The sequence below is a fragment of the Alteraurantiacibacter aestuarii genome, from assembly GCF_009827405.1.
GTDB classification, from domain to species: Bacteria; Pseudomonadota; Alphaproteobacteria; order Sphingomonadales; family Sphingomonadaceae; genus Alteraurantiacibacter; species Alteraurantiacibacter aestuarii.
Genome location: NZ_WTYY01000002.1, coordinates 158427 through 176053, shown reverse-complemented (window position 1 = coordinate 176053; position 17627 = coordinate 158427). Strand labels below are relative to the sequence as shown.

At 61.5% G+C, this 17627-nt stretch carries 14 protein-coding genes; 8 read left to right on the top strand and 6 right to left on the bottom strand.

Features of this window, described 5'->3' with window-relative positions:
- Positions 1–92 precede the first annotated feature (92 nt).
- Genes GRI32_RS03420 through GRI32_RS03405 form a run of 4 tightly spaced genes read left to right on the top strand, consistent with a single transcriptional unit; the run spans position 93 to position 4496 of the window.
- A complete protein-coding gene (locus GRI32_RS03420) occupies positions 93–2012 on the top strand; it encodes a TonB-dependent receptor plug domain-containing protein (protein ID WP_160589735.1) in 1920 nt (639 codons plus the stop codon).
- A 2-nt stretch (positions 2013–2014) separates the two neighbouring features.
- Entirely contained in the window at positions 2015–2812 is a 798-nt protein-coding gene (locus GRI32_RS03415) for an ABC transporter substrate-binding protein (RefSeq protein WP_337190161.1), read from the top strand.
- Entirely contained in the window at positions 2809–3759 is a 951-nt protein-coding gene (locus GRI32_RS03410; RefSeq protein WP_160589734.1) for a FecCD family ABC transporter permease, read from the top strand. Before GRI32_RS03415 ends, GRI32_RS03410 begins: the two co-directional genes overlap by 4 nt.
- Positions 3759–4496, top strand: a complete 738-nt coding sequence (locus GRI32_RS03405) for an ABC transporter ATP-binding protein (RefSeq protein WP_160589733.1) — start codon at positions 3759–3761, stop codon at positions 4494–4496. Before GRI32_RS03410 ends, GRI32_RS03405 begins: the two co-directional genes overlap by 1 nt.
- Positions 4497–4498: 2 nt before the next feature.
- Here the strand turns inward: GRI32_RS03405 and GRI32_RS03400 are convergent, their stop codons facing one another.
- From GRI32_RS03400 to GRI32_RS03390, 3 genes are all read right to left on the bottom strand, one after another.
- Positions 4499–6586: a M3 family metallopeptidase gene (locus GRI32_RS03400; RefSeq protein ID WP_160589732.1), complete on the bottom strand. Its 2088-nt coding sequence runs from the start codon at positions 6584–6586 to the stop codon at positions 4499–4501.
- Between the two features lie 115 nt (positions 6587–6701).
- Positions 6702–7235 (bottom strand): RNA 2',3'-cyclic phosphodiesterase, encoded by a 534-nt coding sequence (gene thpR, locus GRI32_RS03395; RefSeq protein ID WP_160589731.1) that lies wholly within the window; start codon positions 7233–7235, stop codon positions 6702–6704.
- Positions 7236–7245: 10 nt separating this feature from the next.
- Entirely contained in the window at positions 7246–7794 is a 549-nt protein-coding gene (locus tag GRI32_RS03390; protein WP_160589730.1) for a pseudouridine synthase, read from the bottom strand.
- A gap of 197 nt (positions 7795–7991) precedes the next feature.
- On the opposite strand from GRI32_RS03390, the gene uvrA reads away from it, so the two are divergent.
- The 4 genes from uvrA to GRI32_RS03370 all read left to right on the top strand — a co-directional run bounded on the left by uvrA (position 7992) and on the right by GRI32_RS03370 (position 14443).
- Positions 7992–10889 (top strand): excinuclease ABC subunit UvrA, encoded by a 2898-nt coding sequence (gene uvrA, locus GRI32_RS03385; RefSeq protein ID WP_160589729.1) that lies wholly within the window; start codon positions 7992–7994, stop codon positions 10887–10889.
- Positions 10890–10989: 100 nt separating this feature from the next.
- Positions 10990–11973, top strand: a complete 984-nt coding sequence (locus GRI32_RS03380; protein WP_160589728.1) for a DNA-methyltransferase — start codon at positions 10990–10992, stop codon at positions 11971–11973.
- Positions 11933–13636: a DGQHR domain-containing protein gene (locus GRI32_RS03375; protein WP_160589727.1), complete on the top strand. Its 1704-nt coding sequence runs from the start codon at positions 11933–11935 to the stop codon at positions 13634–13636. The genes GRI32_RS03380 and GRI32_RS03375 overlap by 41 nt, the downstream gene beginning before the upstream one ends.
- Positions 13637–13855: 219 nt before the next feature.
- The gene (locus GRI32_RS03370; RefSeq protein ID WP_160589726.1) at positions 13856–14443 is read left to right on the top strand and encodes a hypothetical protein; all 588 of its coding nucleotides are present in this window, start codon (positions 13856–13858) and stop codon (positions 14441–14443) included.
- 246 nt (positions 14444–14689) lie between these two features.
- Here GRI32_RS03370 and GRI32_RS03365 read toward each other — a convergent pair whose 3' ends face one another.
- From GRI32_RS03365 to GRI32_RS03355, 3 genes are all read right to left on the bottom strand, one after another.
- Positions 14690–14968: a ribosomal protein L7/L12 gene (locus GRI32_RS03365; RefSeq protein ID WP_160589725.1), complete on the bottom strand. Its 279-nt coding sequence runs from the start codon at positions 14966–14968 to the stop codon at positions 14690–14692.
- 42 nt (positions 14969–15010) lie between these two features.
- A complete protein-coding gene (locus GRI32_RS03360) occupies positions 15011–15598 on the bottom strand; it encodes a septal ring lytic transglycosylase RlpA family protein (RefSeq protein ID WP_160589724.1) in 588 nt (195 codons plus the stop codon).
- Positions 15599–16359: 761 nt separating this feature from the next.
- Positions 16360–17580 (bottom strand): argininosuccinate synthase, encoded by a 1221-nt coding sequence (locus GRI32_RS03355; RefSeq protein ID WP_160589723.1) that lies wholly within the window; start codon positions 17578–17580, stop codon positions 16360–16362.
- Positions 17581–17627: the final 47 nt, after the last annotated feature.

Sequence of the window (17627 nt, the reverse complement as noted above, 5' to 3'; positions counted from 1 at the left end):
GGCGCGGCGCGCAAGCCTCCAGCCCTGAACGGCTCTTGTGCGTTCACGGTGTGGGGGATCTTGTGCGAAGAATTCTGGCCTTTTTCGGGTTGATGGCTTGTTGTGCCGCGCCTGCCCATGCGCAGGAAGCGGATGACGAGGAGGCCCAGGAGGAAGGAACCTCCATCGTTTTCGCTGATCCGGCACCTGACGATATGTACGCGATCGTCGTCAACGGTCGGCGCACGCATGTCGATGATCTGGACGTGCCAGTATCGATTATCGGCATCGAAGAGATCTATGCGGTTCAGGGCAGCGATTTTACCCGCATTCTTCAACGCGCACCGGGGGTTACCTTCTCTCGCAATGGCGGGCCGGGAGGCTTGACGTCGCTGCGCATTCGCGGGGCAGAGGCTGATCAGACGCTGGTGCTGCTGGATGGTGTGCCGATCAATGATGTGGCTACTCCGGGTGGCGGCTATGATTTTGCCGCCATGTTGCCGGCGGGAATTTCCAGGATCGAGATTCAGCGCAGTTCCAACAGTACGGTCTGGGGCAGCCGGGCGATGGGCGGCGTGGTTGCCATGTCCACTGATCACCTGTGGAATGAAGTGCCAGTGTCTGCGGAATATGGCGGGCCTGACAGTCTCACGGCGCAGGCAGCTGGCGGATATTATTCCTCCCCCTTTGAAGCGTCTGCCAAGGCCGCCTTTCTGGAAAGTGGAGGCATCTCCGCCGCTGCAAACGGCACGGAGGCCGATGCGTTGCGCCAGTGGCAGGCTGGCGGACAGATGCGCGCCCGGATTGTGGACGGGCTGGAGATGCGAGCATCCTATCGTCATGCGGATGCGCGGGCCGATCTCGATGGCTTTCCCGCTCCTGACTATCAGCTGGCGGATACCAATGAGCATCAGCGCTCAAAGCTGGGGGCGGGCAGGGCTGCGCTGACCTATTGGGACGATCGGCTGACTATCACCGCGGCTTATTCACGCTCGCAAACAAGGCGGGCGATATTTGATCGCGATGTTGGCCCGGATGCCAATTTCAACAGCGATGGCCGCAGCGAGCGGGTGGAGATTCGCGGCGACTGGCAGCTGGGCGGAAGCGGTCTTTACAGCGCAGACCGGACATGGCTGGAATTTGGCGCGGAACAGGACCGCAGCCGCTTTGCCACGCTGTTCGATGCGCCGGCCAGCACCGCAAGCCGTGCAGCCTTTGTCCAAGTGGGCCATCGCGGGGAGATTTTTCAGGTCCATGCAGGCGTGCGCCGCGAGGATCATCGGGATTTTGGCGGGGTCTGGAACCTTGGGGCGGATGCATCATATTCCTTCGCCCCTGATTGGCAGGCCAAGGCCAGCTATGGAGAGGGGTTCAAGGCGCCCAGCCTGTTCCAGCTCCATTCCGATTATGGCAATTTTGCCCTGCGGCCAGAGCGGAGCCGAAGCTTTGACGTTTCGCTGCAAAAGGGTGTGCAGAACTTCCGCACATCCATGGCTGTCACCCTGTTCCGCCGTGAAAGTTCGGACCTGATCGGCTTTGTTTCCTGCTTTGGTGAAAGCACGGGCATTTGCACAGACAGGCCGTTCGGCACTTATGACAACACCGGTCTGGCCCGCGCGCAAGGTGTTGAAGTAGAGGCAGAAACCGGTGTCACCCAGCGCGTGAATGCGCGGCTTGCATGGGCCTATATCGATACGCGGGATCGTACGGCAGGCGCGCTGTACCAGGGCAACCGGCTGGCGCGCCGCCCCGTCCATGCGGGCACTCTCACGCTGGATTGGGAGGCGATTGGATATGAAGCTTTCTATCTCGGCGCAGATCTGCGCGTGGTTTCTGCCAGCTTCGATGATCCTGCCAACAGTGTGCGGCTGGGCAGCTATGCGCTGGTGGATTTGCGCGCGCACTGGAACGTCTCTGAAGTATTCGAGATCTATGGCCGCATTGAGAACATCTGGGATGAGCAATACCAGACCGCCGCCGGATATGGCACGCAAGGCCGCGCGGCCTACATCGGCGTGAGGGTGAGGCTTTGAGGGTGCTGGCTGGCCTGCTGCTGCTGGCGCTGGCGGGGTGCCAATCCGCGCCAAAGCGCGAGCAGGGCGATGCGCCCACCGTCGTCAGCCTCAACCCGTGCAGCGATGCGATTCTGGCAGAAGTCGCCGCGCCGGGACAATTGCTGGCGATATCGCATTACAGCCACGATCCGGCGGCCACATCGATGCCGCTGGAACAGGCGCGCCGCTTCGCCATCACCGGCGGCACGGTGGAGGAAGTGTTGGCGCTCGATCCCGATGTGGTGGTGGCGGGCAGCTTCCTGCCGCCCGCCAGCCGCGCCGCGTTCGACCGGCTGGGCATTCAGGTGGAGACCATCGGCATTGCCTCCACGCTGGAGGACAGCCTGTCGCAGATCCGCCAGCTAGCCGCGCTGACGGGGGATGCGGCGGCGGGAGAGGAGCTGGTCCGGCAGGTGGAGACGGCATGGCGGCAATCCGCCCACTACGGCCCGCCCATGTCCACCCTGATGTGGCAGGAAGGCGGCATCGTACCGGGGCCTGAGAGCCTGATCGCCCGAATGCTGGATCACAGCGGCTTTGCGCTTCATTCCGCCGCGCGCGGGCTTGCGCAGGGGGCCTATCTGCCGCTCGAAGCCGTGCTGGCCGATCCGCCCGCGCTGGTTCTTGCCGCCAGTGACGAACGCATGCTGACCCATCAGGTCCTGGGCAAGATGCAAGGCACTGCATACCGCGATTTCGATCCCGCGCTGCTGTATTGCGGCGGCCCCACCATCATCCGCGCGCTGGCGCGGCTGGCTCAGGTGCGCGCCAGCATATGACCCGGCCTGTCCTCCTCTTCACCCTGCTGCTGGCCATTGCCCTGCCGCTCTCGCTGCTGGCGGGGCGGGTGTGGATCGATCCTGCTGCCACCCCCAATGCCGCGCTGATCGTGATGGAGCTGCGCCTGCCGCGCGGGCTGCTGGCGATCGTCATCGGCGCGGGGCTGGGCGCATCAGGCGCGGCGATGCAGGGCTATCTGCGCAATCCGCTGGCCGATCCCGGCCTGTTCGGCATCGCCCCGGGCGCGGCGCTGGGCGCTGTCATGGCGCTGTGGCTGGGGCTTGCGAGCGGCTTGCTGCTGCCGCTGTTCGCGCTGGTCGGCGCGGGCGGAGCGATGGCGCTGCTGGCGCTGATCGCGGGCCGCAGCGGCGGTATTGCCCTGTTTACGCTGGCGGGCATGATGATCGCCAGCCTGGCCGGTGCGCTCACCTCGCTCGCCATCAGCATGGCCCCCAATGCCTTTGCCATGAGCGAGATCGTCAGCTGGCTGATGGGCGCGCTGACAGACCGCAGCTGGAACGATGTCTGGCTGGCCGCGCCGCTGACGCTGGCGGGTATTGGCGTTCTGATGCTGGCAGGCAAATCGCTCGACGCGCTGACCTTGGGGGAGGCGGCTGCGCGCTCGCTCGGCATCAACCCGGCGCGGCTGCGCTGGGCGATGATCGTCGGCACCGGTCTTGCCGTGGGCAGCGGCGTGGCGGTGGCCGGGATCATCGGCTTTGTCGGCCTGATCGTGCCGCATCTGGTGCGCCCGCTCACCGACGGACGCCCCTCGCGGCTGATCGCGCCCAGTGCGCTGGCAGGGGCGCTGCTGGTGCTGGTGGCGGACATGGTGTGCCGTATATTGCCGCTGGTGAGCGAACTCAGGCTCGGCATCGCGCTCAGTCTGATCGGCGCGCCGTTCTTCCTCTGGCTGCTGCTGAAAATGCGGCGGGAGCTGGCGTGATGCTGGAAGTGCAGGACCTGTGTGTGGAACTGGGCGGAGCAAGTGTGCTGCGGGGTATTACTGCGACCTTCCGGCCCGGAACAGTCACGGCAATCTGCGGCCCCAACGGCGCGGGCAAATCCACGCTGCTGGCCGCGCTGGCAGGGCTGTTGCCCGCTGCATCGGGCAAGGTTCTGCTCGATGGGGAGGCGCTCTCCGCCATTCCCGCAAGGCAGCGCGCCCGTGCCATCGGTTACCTGCCGCAAGCGGGTGAAGTGGCGTGGAACCTGTCGGTAGAAGCGCTCGCAACGCTGGGCCGCCTACCACATGGGGACAGCGACATTCAGGCGGTGCACGCCGCGCTGGAAGCCACCGGGATGGCGGGTTTTGCGCAGCGCCCCATCGCCACATTGTCCGGCGGCGAAAAGGCGCGGGCGCTGCTGGCGCGCGTGCTGGCGAGTGGCCCACGCTGGATATTGGCGGATGAGCCGCTCGCCGCGCTCGATCTGGGGCACCAGCTGGCCATGCTCAGGCACCTGCGCTCAGCCGCGCAGGGCGGAGTGGGCGTGGTGCTGGTGCTGCACGATCTGCCGCTGGCGATGAACCATGCCGATCATGTGCTGGTGCTGGATGGCGGCGCGCTGCACGCCAGCGGGCCGCCTGAAGTGGCGCTTTCGCCCGATACGATAGGTCAGGTCTGGAAAACCCGCGCGCGCTGGCTGGGAGAGCCGGGCACGCGCGCACTTTCAATCAGCTGAGGTCAGGCGGCCAGCAGGCCGCGCGCCTCCAGCAGGGGTTCCACGCGCGGATCGCGCCCGGTGAAATCGCGGTACATCTGCTCATAGCCCTTGGAATGGCCCAGACCCAGGAAGGTCTTGCGGATATGTTCGCCCATTTCCCGCGTCATCCCGCCATTTTCCCGGACCCAGCTATAGGCATCGTGGTGCAGCGCCTCGGTCCACAGGTAGGAGTAATAGCCCGCCGAATAGCCATGTTCGAAAATGTGCCGGAAGTATGGCGTGCGATAGCGCGGCGGGACCAGATCGGTGCGCAGGCCAAGACCGTTCAGTGCTGCCGCTTCAAACGCCATCACGTCATCGGGTGCCTCACCCGGCTTGAGCGCGTGCCATTCCATGTCCAGCAGCGATGCGGTGAGATTCTCGCCCAGCGCATAGCCCTGGTTGAACTTGCTGGCGCGGTCGACAGCATCGATCAGCGCATCGGGTATCCGCTCCCCGGTCTGCCAGTGGCGAGCATAATTACCCAGCACTTCGGGCAGCACGGCGAAGTTTTCATGGAACTGGCTGGGAAATTCCACCCAGTCGCGCGCGGTGTTGGTGCCCGAGAGCGAGGGATATTGCTGATCGGCGAAGAAGCCGTGCAGCGCGTGGCCGAATTCGTGGAACATGGTGGTCACGTCATCGAAGCTGGCCAGTGCCGGTTCGCCCTCGGCCGGCGGAGAGACATTCTGCGTGTTGCCGATAACGGGCTTCAGGCCGAGCAGGTGGCTCTGTTCGATGAAGCTGTTCATCCACGCGCCGCCGCGCTTGGATTCGCGCGCGAAGGGATCGAAATAGAACAGCGCCAGCTCCGATCCGTCCGCGTCGAACACCGTATAGACGCTCACGTCGGGGTGATAGACGGGGATGTCGGTGCGCTTTTCGAACGACAGGCCATAGAGCTTCTCGGCCATGTAGAACACGCCGTCTTCCAGCACGCGGTCGACCACGAAATACTGCTTGATGGCGTTTTCATCCAGGCTGTAGCGCTCCTGCCGGATCTTCTCCGCGTAATAGGGCCAGTCCCACGGCTGCACGGTGAAGTTGTGGCCGTCCTGCGCGATCCGATCGTTCAACAGGGCTGCTTCGCGTTCCTGCGTGGCGGCCAGCGCGGGGACCATCTGGCGCATGAAATCCAGCGCCCTGGCCGGATTGGTGGCCATGCGGTCATACATTTCCCAGCTGGCATAATCGGGCTCGCCAAACAGCTGGGCCTTGCGCGTGCGCAGCGCGATCATTTCCGCCGTGGAGGCCAGCGTATCGAATTCGCCGCCCTGGTTGCGCTGGATGCTGGCGCGGTAAAGCCGCTCGCGCACGTCGCGATTGTCGAGGCTGGACAGCAGCGCCTGCGAGGTGGTGTTCTGCAATGTCAGGACATATTTCCCCGCCAGACCCCGTTCGCGGGCGGCACCGGCTGCGGCGCTGATTTCGGCCTCGGTCAGCCCGGCCAGTTCCTCGCGGCTGTCCACCACCAGTGCCCCGGCGATGCTGCCTGCGGTCAGCGTCTTGGAAAAGGCAGAGGACAGGGTGGAGAGCCGCGTATTGATCTGCCGCAGCTCCGTCTTTGCGGCCTCATCCAGCATCGCCCCGCGGTGGACGAAATCCTGATGGGTCACGTCCAGCAGCATGGCATCCTCGCCCGTCAGCGACAGGGCCGCGCGGGCATCGAAAACTGCCTTCACGCGGGCGAACAGATCAGCATTGAGGTAGATCGCATCCATCATCGCCGCCACTTGCGGGGCGATGGCGGTATCGGCGGCGGCCAGCGAGGGATTGATATTGGCGCTGACCTTTTGCGAAAAGGCGGAATAGATGCGGCCGAACACCTGTCCCGCACGCTCCATTGCCACAATTGTGTTGGCGAATGACGGCGCGTCCGGATTGGCGGCTATCTGCTCGATCTCGGCCAGATAGACGGAAATGGCCCGCACGATGGCGGCCTCATATTCATCGTCAGCAATGGCCGTGAAATCGGGCGCGTGGAACGGCAATGCGGACAATTGCGCAAAGGCGCCGGTGGCTTGCGGGACGGTGGACGGGACGACTGGTGCAGTCGAGGCATCGTTCATGGGGCGAGATCCGTTGTTTTTGGGCCACCGGGGCCAGTTTCAGCTGAAACCTGCACATAGGTACGATCGATCGGTGTCGCCAGTGAAATAGGCCGCGTCCCCGCCTGTTGGGGCATCAGGAAGGAAACCGCATCACGTCCTGATAGATCGATCCGCCAGTGGACAGGTGGCTTTCCACCAGCACGAAATTCTCGGCGATGAACGGCGGCGCGTGCAGCCGGGCGTGACGCGCCAGCCAAGCGCCGATCCCAGCGGCGGACCGGTCGAGACGGGCCAGGGTGATATGTGGCACGAACTTGCGCGTCTCATCCTCCAGCCCGGCGGCGCGGCAGGCCTGTTCAACCCGCTTCTGCAAATCCGAAAGATCCCGCGATGGCTCCACCCGTGCCCAGAGGGTTCGCGGTGCGCCCTTGGTTTCGAAATGGCCGACACCGGCAATACTGATGGCAAAGGGCGCAAAGCGGATTTGTGCCAGCGCCAGCGCCAGATCCTCGGCCTGCGGACGCTCCACCTCGCCCACGAAGCGCAAGGTCAGGTGCAGCTGCTCCTCACTTTGCCAGCGGGCGTTGTCCAGCCCCTCCATCGTATCGATCAGGCTGTCGATCACGGCCACGGGCGGGCGGATGGCGATGAACAGGCGGTGGCTCATGCTCCGGGCCCTACACGCTGATCTCGCGCCATTCGCCCGGCGCCAGGCCTTCCACGCTCCAGTCGCCCACCTGCCAGCGCACCAGCCGCAAGGTGGGATAGCCGACCGCCGCCGTCATCCGCCGCACCTGCCGGTTGCGCCCTTCGGTGATGGTCAGAGAAATCCAGCTGTCGGGCACGTTCTTGCGAAAGCGGATCGGCGGATCGCGGTCCCACAATGCGGGCGGATCAATCGCCTGTACCAGCGCAGGAGCAGTCACCCCGTCCTTCAGCCGCACCCCGTGGCGCAAATGCGCCAGAGCCTTGGCATCAGGCACGCCTTCCACCTGCGCGTAATAGGTCTTGGGCATCTTGTGCTTCGGCTCCGCAATGCGCGCCTGCAACGCGCCATTGCCGGTCAACAACAGCAAGCCCTCACTATCGCGGTCCAGCCTGCCCGCCGGATAGATCCCTGGCAGATCGACATATTGCGCCAGAGTAGGATGCGGAGAATCATCCTTCCCCCCGCTGAACTGCGAGAGGACACCAAAGGGTTTGTTGAGCAGGATCAGGCGGGTCATGGAGGGTCCTATATCCTGACCAGCATGAATGCGGCACCCCTAACCCCGGCGCTCGTCAAAGCACGCTGGGAATATTATTTGCCAAGTTGCAATCCTCCCTGCGTCCCCCACATGGTCTGGGGACTGCCGGGCGCTGGCTGATTACCACCAAACGTCCCTCTTGACCCAATTGAACATTTGCGGAACATTCAGCTTCTATGGCTCTCACACACATTTCCGTGCGCGGCGCGCGCGAGCATAATCTCAAGGGTTTTGATATCGATCTGCCGCGTGATGCGCTGATCGTGATCACTGGCCTGTCCGGCAGCGGCAAGTCCAGCCTCGCGTTCGATACCATCTATGCCGAGGGACAGCGGCGGTATGTCGAGTCCTTGAGCGCCTATGCGCGGCAGTTTCTGGAGATGATGCAGAAGCCCGATGTGGAGCATATTGACGGGCTTTCCCCCGCCATCTCCATCGAGCAGAAGACCACCAGCCGCAATCCGCGCTCCACCGTGGCGACGGTGACAGAGATATATGACTACATGCGCCTGCTGTGGGCGCGGGTGGGCGTGCCCTATTCGCCCGCCACCGGCCTGCCGATTGAGGCGCAGACCGTCTCCACCATGGTCGACCGGGTGATGGAACTGCCCGAGGGGACGCGCGCCTATCTGCTCGCGCCGGTGGTGCGGGGCCGCAAGGGGGAATACCGCAAGGAGCTGGCCGAATGGCAGAAATCCGGCTTCACCCGCGTGCGCATCGATGGCGAGATGTATCCGATCGAGGAGGCGCCCGCGCTCGACAAGAAGTTCAAGCACGACATTGAGGTTGTGGTGGACCGGATCGCGGTCAAGCCCGGCATGGAAACGCGGCTGGCCGACAGTTTCGAGCAGGCGCTGAAGCTGGCCGACGGGCTGGCCTATATCGACCTGGCCGATGGCGTGGTGCCGGGCCGTGAGGAAGAGGGCGCTGCGGGGGGTGCCATGAAAGGCGCCGGCATGCCCGCCAACCGCATCGTCTTCAGCGAGAAATTCGCCTGCCCGGTGTCCGGCTTCACCATCGAGGAGGTTGAGCCGCGCCTGTTCAGCTTCAACGCGCCGCAGGGTGCCTGCTCCACCTGTGACGGGCTGGGTGAAAAGCAGCTGTTCGATCCGCAGCTTGTGGTCCCCAATGAGGAGCTGAGCCTGAAGAAGGGCGCGGTGGTGCCGTGGGCCAAGTCCAACCCGCCGTCCCCCTATTACATGCAGGTGCTGGGCAGTCTGGCCAAGGCCTATGACTTCGACCTGACCACCCCGTGGAACGAGCTGGAGCGCGACCAGCGCGACATCATCCTGTTCGGCACGCAAGGCATGCGCGTGGCGCTCACCTTCAAGGACGGGCGCAAGGAATATACCGTGCACAAGCCCTTCGAAGGGGTGATCGGCAACCTCAACCGCCGCCTGCTGCAGACCGACAGCGCGTGGATGCGCGAGGAGCTGTCCCGCTTCCAGACCGCCCAGCCGTGTGAGACATGCGGCGGTGCGCGCCTGAATGAAAAGGCCCGCGCGGTGAAGATCGCCGGGCGCGATATCTCCATGCCCGTGCGCCTGTCCGTGGGCGATGCGCTGGAGTTCTTCGAGGCGCTGCCCGCGCAGCTTACCGACACGCAGAACCAGATCGCCAAGGCCATATTGAAGGAAATTGTCGAGCGGCTCGGCTTCCTCAACAACGTCGGACTGGATTACCTCAACCTGGACCGCACCAGCGGCACGCTTTCGGGCGGGGAGAGCCAGCGCATCCGCCTCGCATCGCAGATCGGCAGCGGCCTCAGCGGCGTGCTTTACGTGCTGGATGAACCCTCCATCGGCCTGCACCAGCGTGACAACGATCGCCTGCTGGAAACGCTCAAGCGCCTGCGCGACCTGGGCAATACCGTGATCGTGGTGGAGCATGACGAGGACGCCATCCGCGCGGCGGACCATGTGGTGGATCTTGGCCCCGGCGCAGGCGTGCACGGGGGCGAGGTGGTGGCGCAGGGCACGCTCAAGCAAGTGCTCAAGGCCAAGAACAGCCTCACCGCCGCCTATCTCAACGGCACGCGGGAAATCGCCATTCCGGCCACCCGCCGCAAGGGCAACGGCCACAAGCTGACAGTCCACGGCGCCTGCGCCAACAACCTCAAGAACGTCACCGCCGCCATTCCGCTGGGCACGTTCACCTGCGTCACCGGCGTATCGGGCAGCGGCAAGTCCAGCTTCACCATCGATACGCTGCACGCCGGCGCCGCCCGCACGCTCAACAACGCCCGCGTCATCGCCGGCCCGCATGAGAAGATCACCGGGCTGGAATTCTGCGACAAGGTGATCGAGATCGACCAGTCGCCCATCGGCCGCACCCCGCGCTCCAACCCCGCCACCTATACCGGTGCCTTCACCAATATCCGTGACTGGTTCGCCGGCCTGCCCGAAAGCGCCGCGCGCGGTTACAAGCCGGGCCGCTTCAGCTTCAACGTCAAGGGTGGCCGGTGCGAGGCATGCCAGGGCGACGGGCTGATCAAGATAGAGATGCACTTCCTGCCCGATGTCTACGTCACGTGCGAGGCATGCCACGGCAAACGCTACAACCGCGAAACACTGGAGGTGAAGTTCAAGGGCCTGTCCATCGCCGACGTGCTCGACATGACGATTGAGGACGCGGAGGAATTCTTCAAGGCCGTGCCCCCCATCCGTGACAAGATGCACATGCTGAACGAGGTCGGGCTGGGCTACGTCAAGGTCGGCCAGCAGGCCACCACGCTCTCGGGCGGAGAGGCGCAGCGCGTCAAACTCGCCAAGGAACTCGCCCGGCGCAGCACCGGGCAGACGCTCTACATCCTCGATGAACCGACCACCGGCCTCCACTTCGAAGACGTCCGCAAACTGCTGGAAGTTCTGCACCGCCTGGTGGACCAGGGCAATTCCGTGGTGGTGATCGAACACAACCTCGACGTGATCAAGACCGCCGACTGGGTGATCGATCTGGGGCCGGATGGCGGTGTGCGCGGGGGTGAAATTGTTGCGGAGGGGACTCCGGAGCAGGTGGCGAAGGAGGTGCGGTCTTTTACCGGGCAATACCTTGCGGGGATGCTGCGGCGGTAGGTGGTAGCTCAGTAGACCGTCGATGAAGAAAAAGTCTATCCACAGGATATAACGTCAGAGATTTGCAGCTGAATCGATTTTTATTTGTATTAGCATTTGGATGGAACGGAATTTGAACCAAGAAGCAGCAAGCACTCCGACTGGCAAGATAATATCGTCAGCAGCCGAGGATGCCTTGGAGGATATTGAAGACAAATCTTGCCGTCTGGTTTTAACCTCCCCCCCATACAATATCGGGAAGGAATACGAGCGGGACCATCGCCGCTCGATTGATGAATATATTGAGTGGTTGAAGCCAATAATTCAGCAAACAGCTAAAAAAGTTTCCGACAACGGATCGATCTGTTGGCAGACTGGGAATTATGTCGAAGGAGGAGAAGTTTTTCCATTAGACTATTTCTTTTATTCAATTTTTAAAGATCTCGGTTTTAAGTTAAAAAATAGGATTATTTGGCATTTCAATTTCGGGTTGAACGCAACCTCGCGATTTTCAGGCAGATATGAAACACTGCTTTGGTGGAGTAAGTCCGACGCGCCAGTTTTTAATTTAGACAAGGTGCGAGTTCGGCAGCTTTATCCAGGCAAGCGGCATCCTTCTACTAAGGGTGCGAAGGCGGGAAGGCTTAGTGGCAACTCAAAAGGGAAGAATCCATCAGATTTCTGGACCTTCGAGCCAGAGGTTGGTCTTAAGCTTCAGCCGATCTGGGATTTGCCAAATGTTAAAGCGAATCATCCCGAGAAAACGTTTCATCCGTGTCAATTCCCCGTCGAGCTGGCTGAAAGATGCATTTTAGCGTTAACTCAGCCTGGGGACACAGTCCTCGATCCGTTTGTAGGTGCTGGCACCAGCGCAGTCGCTGCAGTTATCAACGGGCGTAACGCAATCGGGATAGATCGGGATCCACGTTACGCAGAGCTCGCGCGGCAAAGAGTGGCTTTGGCTCTTGATGGCGACCTTTCTATTAGGGACTTCGGCAAGCCAACTGCCCACCCAAGGCCGGGCCAGCAAGTCGCAAAGGTTCCTGAAGAATGGCTGGAAGAGAATGAAGGGCTCTGGACAAATGCCGCGGAAAAAGAAGCCTAAGATATCCAAAGAGGAGCGGTTTCGCCGTAGACACTACACCTCGGGGCGCGCCGTCTTCAGAAATATCGGTTTTGAGAGGATTGGAAGCCTCTCTGATCGTGAGTTTACTTATGACGGGAGTACGGGCGACTTCGACGACATTTACGTCGGCGATAACGTCGTAATTTTGATTGAGCATACCATATCCGCAATGGGTAAGGTCGGTGATCATCTAAAAAAGAAACACATCCTATTTCAAAAAATAGCGTCGGATCCCCTGAAGTTCTTTGACTTTCTTGTCTCGAAGTCAAAGGAATTCGCGGATGCAGTCTCAACTTCATACCATCGAGACAATTTTATCATAAGGATCGTCTATAATACAGTAAATCCGCCAAGTTCTGTGACGAAGGCGAATGTTCCTGAGCCAATCTATATGGAATATCCCAACTTAAAGTATTTTGAGAAAATTACGGGCATAGCAAAACTATCAACAAAGAAAGAGGTACTCCAATTTTTAGGAATTGATCCTGATGATGTTGGTGTGAATGGCGCATTTCCCAAAAAAGGCGCTTCTGATCCGTATGATGGATCGATACTTCCGGAAGCATCGTCGGGTTTTCCTAAAGGCTTTAAGGTCGTCTCATTTTATGCTGATCCAGCTTCGCTTTTGGAGCGAGCCTATGTTGTTCGTCGCGACGGCTGGAGAGGCTCCTCAGAATCTTATCAACGTATGCTGCAAAAAGGTAAAGTCGAACAAATCCGCAAGAAATTGCGTACCGAGAAAACCGTTTTTATAAACAATCTGGTCGCGACCCTTCCGGATAATGTTCATCCAGTTGATGAACATGGCAAAACGGTAGATATTTCGAAGCTTACAAAAACATCTCCTGTAAAAATTGGACTTCCTCGCTCTCCGAATTCATTGGGAGTGATTGACGGTCAGCATAGGCTCTATTCCTACTATGTAGCAAAGGACGATGATCCGATAATTGCTGGATTGCGAAATAACCAAAACCTTCTCGTCACAGCAGTTATATTTCCGGGCAACCTATCGACTGCTGAACGCGAGCGTTTTGAGGCTGGCATGTTTCTCAACATTAACTCGAATCAAACCAACGCTCCGAAGGCTCTCCGGCAAGAAATTCAAACGATTTTGAAGCCCTTCGGCAACGAGGCGATAGCTAAAAAAGTTATGCAGCGTTTGGCAGATGAGGGGCCATTAGAAGGACATGTGGAGCGCTTTTTCTATGAGCAGGGTCTATTAAAGACTACTTCTATTGTAAGCTATGGCTTAGCCCCTCTCGTAAAGTTGAGCGGTACGGACAGCTTATTTGCGAAGCTAACATCTGAAACACAGGAGCGTTTGCTCGACCACGATGAGGCTGCGCTTGAGGACTATGTCGAGTTTTGCAAGTCAGCAATCAATGAAGTCTTGGCTGCATTCAAGAGTCAAATTGGAAACGCCCGTTGGGTTACAGATCGAAACGTGCCTGAGCGCGTTCTGACTGTCACATACATAAACAGCTTTCTTATATTGATGCGCATTCTTATTGAGAATGGGCAGTCGACAAGTGGTTCGGTGGTCAGAGCTAAACTCGGGGACATTGGGAAATTCAAATTCAAGGATTATCATTCTAGCCAATATAACCGCATGGCGCAGGACATTTTTGCTAGGTATTTTTAGTTTCCTACACCCTCGTAAATGTGCCTCACTCGTTGCCTCAAACCGCAATCCATGAGGCAAGCTAATGTATTTCCCAAAGTCCCCGGCCAGTGAGCCCGAAATGCGCGAGCATGTGTGTCGCTGGGTGGTTCAAGTCACTGCTGGTCGCATTGGCATCGGTCCCAGCACCACGTCCGAGCAGCTCGCTCGCCATCGGCGCAATGAAGAGGTGTTCCGGCCATGAGCAAACTCCCCACATCCGCCCCCAAACCCCGCCACAACCAGTGGACCCGCCAGAAGATGGTGCTGTTCCTGCGTGAGCTGGCGGCGACGCAATCGGTGTCTTGCGCGGCGCGGCATGTGGGGATGAGCCGGACTTCGGCTTACACCCTGCGCAATCGCCTGCGGAACACGCCGTTCGACCTGGGGTGGGAGGTGGCCTTGGAAATGGGCTTTCACCAGCTCGCCCATGCGGTGATGGACCGGGCGATCAACGGGATGGAGGAGCCGCGTTTCTATCACGGGGAGCTGGTGGGCACGGTGCGCAAGTTCGATAACCGGCTGGCCACGTGGGTGCTCTCCAACCCCTGGAGCGTGGGGCGATCGCAGGTGGCGCGCGAATATTCGTCCGCCGCGTTTGACCGGCTGCTGGAACGGATCGAAGTGGCCTCTCTGGACTGGGAAGCGGGCGAGGGGCTTCCGGGTACCTCCGTGGATCTGGGCGCCTCGCCGCAGGACACGCAGGCCGCCGAGGGGGCCTTCGTCAACAAATCCAGCTGGTACGCCGCCGATGCCGCAGGGGGCCGCAAGCGCGCCGCCAGTCGCTGAGGCGGGCGGAGTGGGCTGAGGTCGGGCCAGGGCGGGCCAGGTCGGGCCAGGGCGTGCCAAGGCAATGCACGCAGGATAATTTCCTACATTGCTAAGGATATTTCTTTCGCCTGTAGGATACGCTCCGCCCGGAAATCACCGCAAGACACTGAGATAACAGCAAAATCGGGAGAGGCGCGGAGTTGACACCGTGTCACTTGTGTAAACCCCGGCCGCTCCGGGCAAGGGGGCAAGCGGGGAGGGGCGTCAGCGCGGGAAGTGGCGCTCGACCATCTGCTTGGCGTCCTTCAGGCCCATGCCGCTGGCTTCGCGCACATGCCGGATCGCCTCGATCTTGTGGCCATTGGCCATCGCCTGCTGCACCTGCGGCAGGGTCATCAGCCGGTGCTCGTCGGCAGCGGAGTGGGTGGGGGCGGTGCGGCGCTGGCGCTCCAGCATGTCACCCCCGCCAGAGCGCATGGCTCTGGTGATCAGAAAGGCCACAAGCATGGCGTTGGCGATGATGATCCACAAGGGCACGAACATGGTGCGCCAATGCTACCGGGCACGGCGCGCCCGCGCAACCGATCAGCCGTTGAGCAGTTCCAGCTCCACCGTGGCATGGCCGGACTGGATCATGCCCAGCTGCTCTGCCGCGATGCGCGAGACATCGATCAGGCGGCCCGCCACGAACGGTCCGCGGTCGTTGATGCGCACCACGACCGATCGGCCATTATGCGGGTTGGTCACCCGCACGCGGCTGCCAAATGGCAGGCTGCGGTGTGCGGCGGTGAGGTCCTGCGGGTCGAACGCCTCTCCGCTGGCGGTGGGGCGACCGGCAAAGCGGCGGCCGTAATAGGATGCAACGCCGCGCCCCAGGCTCTGCGCCTCGCCTTCCACGGCCGGGTCGATGGCGGTGATGTCCACCGCATGGGGCGGCAGAACGGGATCGGCGGCGGCGCCGTCCAGATGGTCGAACGCCTGGTCGAAAGCAGGCTCGGCAGAAGGGGTGAAGACCGGCAGCGACGGGTTGCTGGTGAGCGCCGCGCTGGACGCCGTTGCAACCGAATCCGCGGTCTGCGCGTGGCCAGCGCCCACGGCCCCGCCAAGGGCCAGAAGGGCAGTGGCGGCAAAGGCCAGCTGCGTGCGCAGCGAGTGGGCTTTAGGGGCCGTCATGGGAGGTGCAGATACGCTGCGGGGTGGAAATGCGCCACCCGGCGGCGGGCGAGTGAACGCTGGAAAGGGGCATCCGGTCGCAAATTTGGGGAGAACCGTGCCCCGCCAGGAACGAATTGGCCCGCAGGCGAAGGAGAATCGATGAAGATGCGGCGGGCAGGAAAGGCGTCTGAAAAGAGAAATGGGGCCGGCATTGCTGCCGACCCCACTCTCACCGACGTGTGGATCCCGGAGGATACTTTACGCCTGACGTTATCACCTTCGGCAAGCCGATGGTTCTGTCGTCCGGCGCTCGCGCCGGTGCCGGATCTTGTCTTGGCCGGGTGTGATCTCGAAAGACCTGTCCCTTGCCTCGCTTCGATCCGAGACCGTATCGCGCGTCCTGCTGCCTCGAGCGGAACGGGGGTGCCAGGGGGCATCACCTTTCCATCGGCAACCAGATTTGCAGATCCGGCCTTTCCGTCGTTGATTTCCAGGTGGGATCAACAGTCCGATTGCGGCCTCCCTTGCGGGTGATCCGGTCCTCTTTCCTACTCCACGCTGGCTACCAGCGCCGCGTCGATCGTGGCTGGTTTCTCCGCTTCGGATCGGCAGGCGATCCTGGGTGGAAATCCGTTTCCGCTTTCGATGACCTGAAGATGCGCAGGGGAGGCGAGTCGGGCAAGACCGGGGCAGCCGACTTATCCACTTTTTGTGATTTTGCCGGTGGACAAGGGTGGAAAACTCAACAGCTCGCCGCACCGGGTGAAATCATTGCGCCGTTAGCCGCGCCGGTCCCTCTGGCCAAGCAGGCGCAGCCGCAGGGCGTTGAGCTTGATGAAGCCGGCGGCGTCCTTCTGGTCATAGGCACCCGCATCGTCCTCAAACGTCACATGCGCTTCGGAATAGAGGCTGGCGGGGCTCTTGCGGCCAACCACCATGGCATTGCCCTTGTACAGCTTGAGCCGGACAGTGCCCTCAACCTTCTGCTGGCTGAGGTCGATCGCAGCCTGCAGCATCTCCCGCTCCGGGCTGAACCAGAAGCCGTTGTAGATCAGCTCCGCATAGCGCGGCATCAGCTCGTCCTTGAGGTGGGCGGCACCGCGATCCAGCGTGATCTGTTCGATCCCCCGGTGCGCGCGGGCGTAAATCTCGCCGCCGGGCGTCTCATACATGCCGCGGCTCTTCATGCCGACGAAGCGGTTTTCGACCAGGTCGAGCCGGCCGATGCCGTGCTTGCGGCCAAGGTCATTGAGGGCGGTGAGCAGGGTGGCGGGGCTCATGGCCTCGCCATTGAGCGACACGCCGTCGCCCTTTTCGAAGCCGATCTCGATATATTCGGGCTGGTCGGGCGCGTCTTCCGGATTGACCGTGCGCGAATAGACATAGTCCGGCGTTTCCTGCCACGGGTCTTCCAGCACCTTGCCTTCGGACGAAGTGTGCAGGAGGTTGGCATCGGTGGAGAACGGGCTTTCGCCGCGCTTGTCCTTGGGCACGGAAATCTGGTGCGCCTCGGCCCAGGCGATCAGCGCGGTGCGGCTGGTCAGTTCCCATTCGCGCCAGGGGGCGATCACCTTGATGTCCGGGTCGAGCGCATAGGCGGAGAGTTCGAACCGTACCTGGTCATTGCCCTTGCCGGTGGCCCCATGGGCAATGGCATCGGCGCCAGTCTCATGCGCGATCTCCACCAGTCGCTTGGAAATCAGCGGGCGGGCAATGCTGGTGCCCAGCAGGTAATCGCCTTCATAGCGGGCATTGGCGCGCATCATCGGGAACACGAAATCGCGCACGAACTCCTCGCGCACGTCTTCGATGTAGATGTGCTTGTCAGGAATACCCATCGCGCGCGCCTTGATCCGCGCAGGCTCGATCTCCTCACCCTGGCCAAGATCGGCGGTAAAGGTGACGACTTCATAGCCACGCTCGGTTTCGAGCCATTTGGCGATCACGCTGGTATCGAGGCCGCCGGAATAGGCGAGGACTACACGCTTGATATCGGACATTGGTTGCTCCGCAATTCGGGTCGCGGCGCGCCTATCAGGCGGCGCGG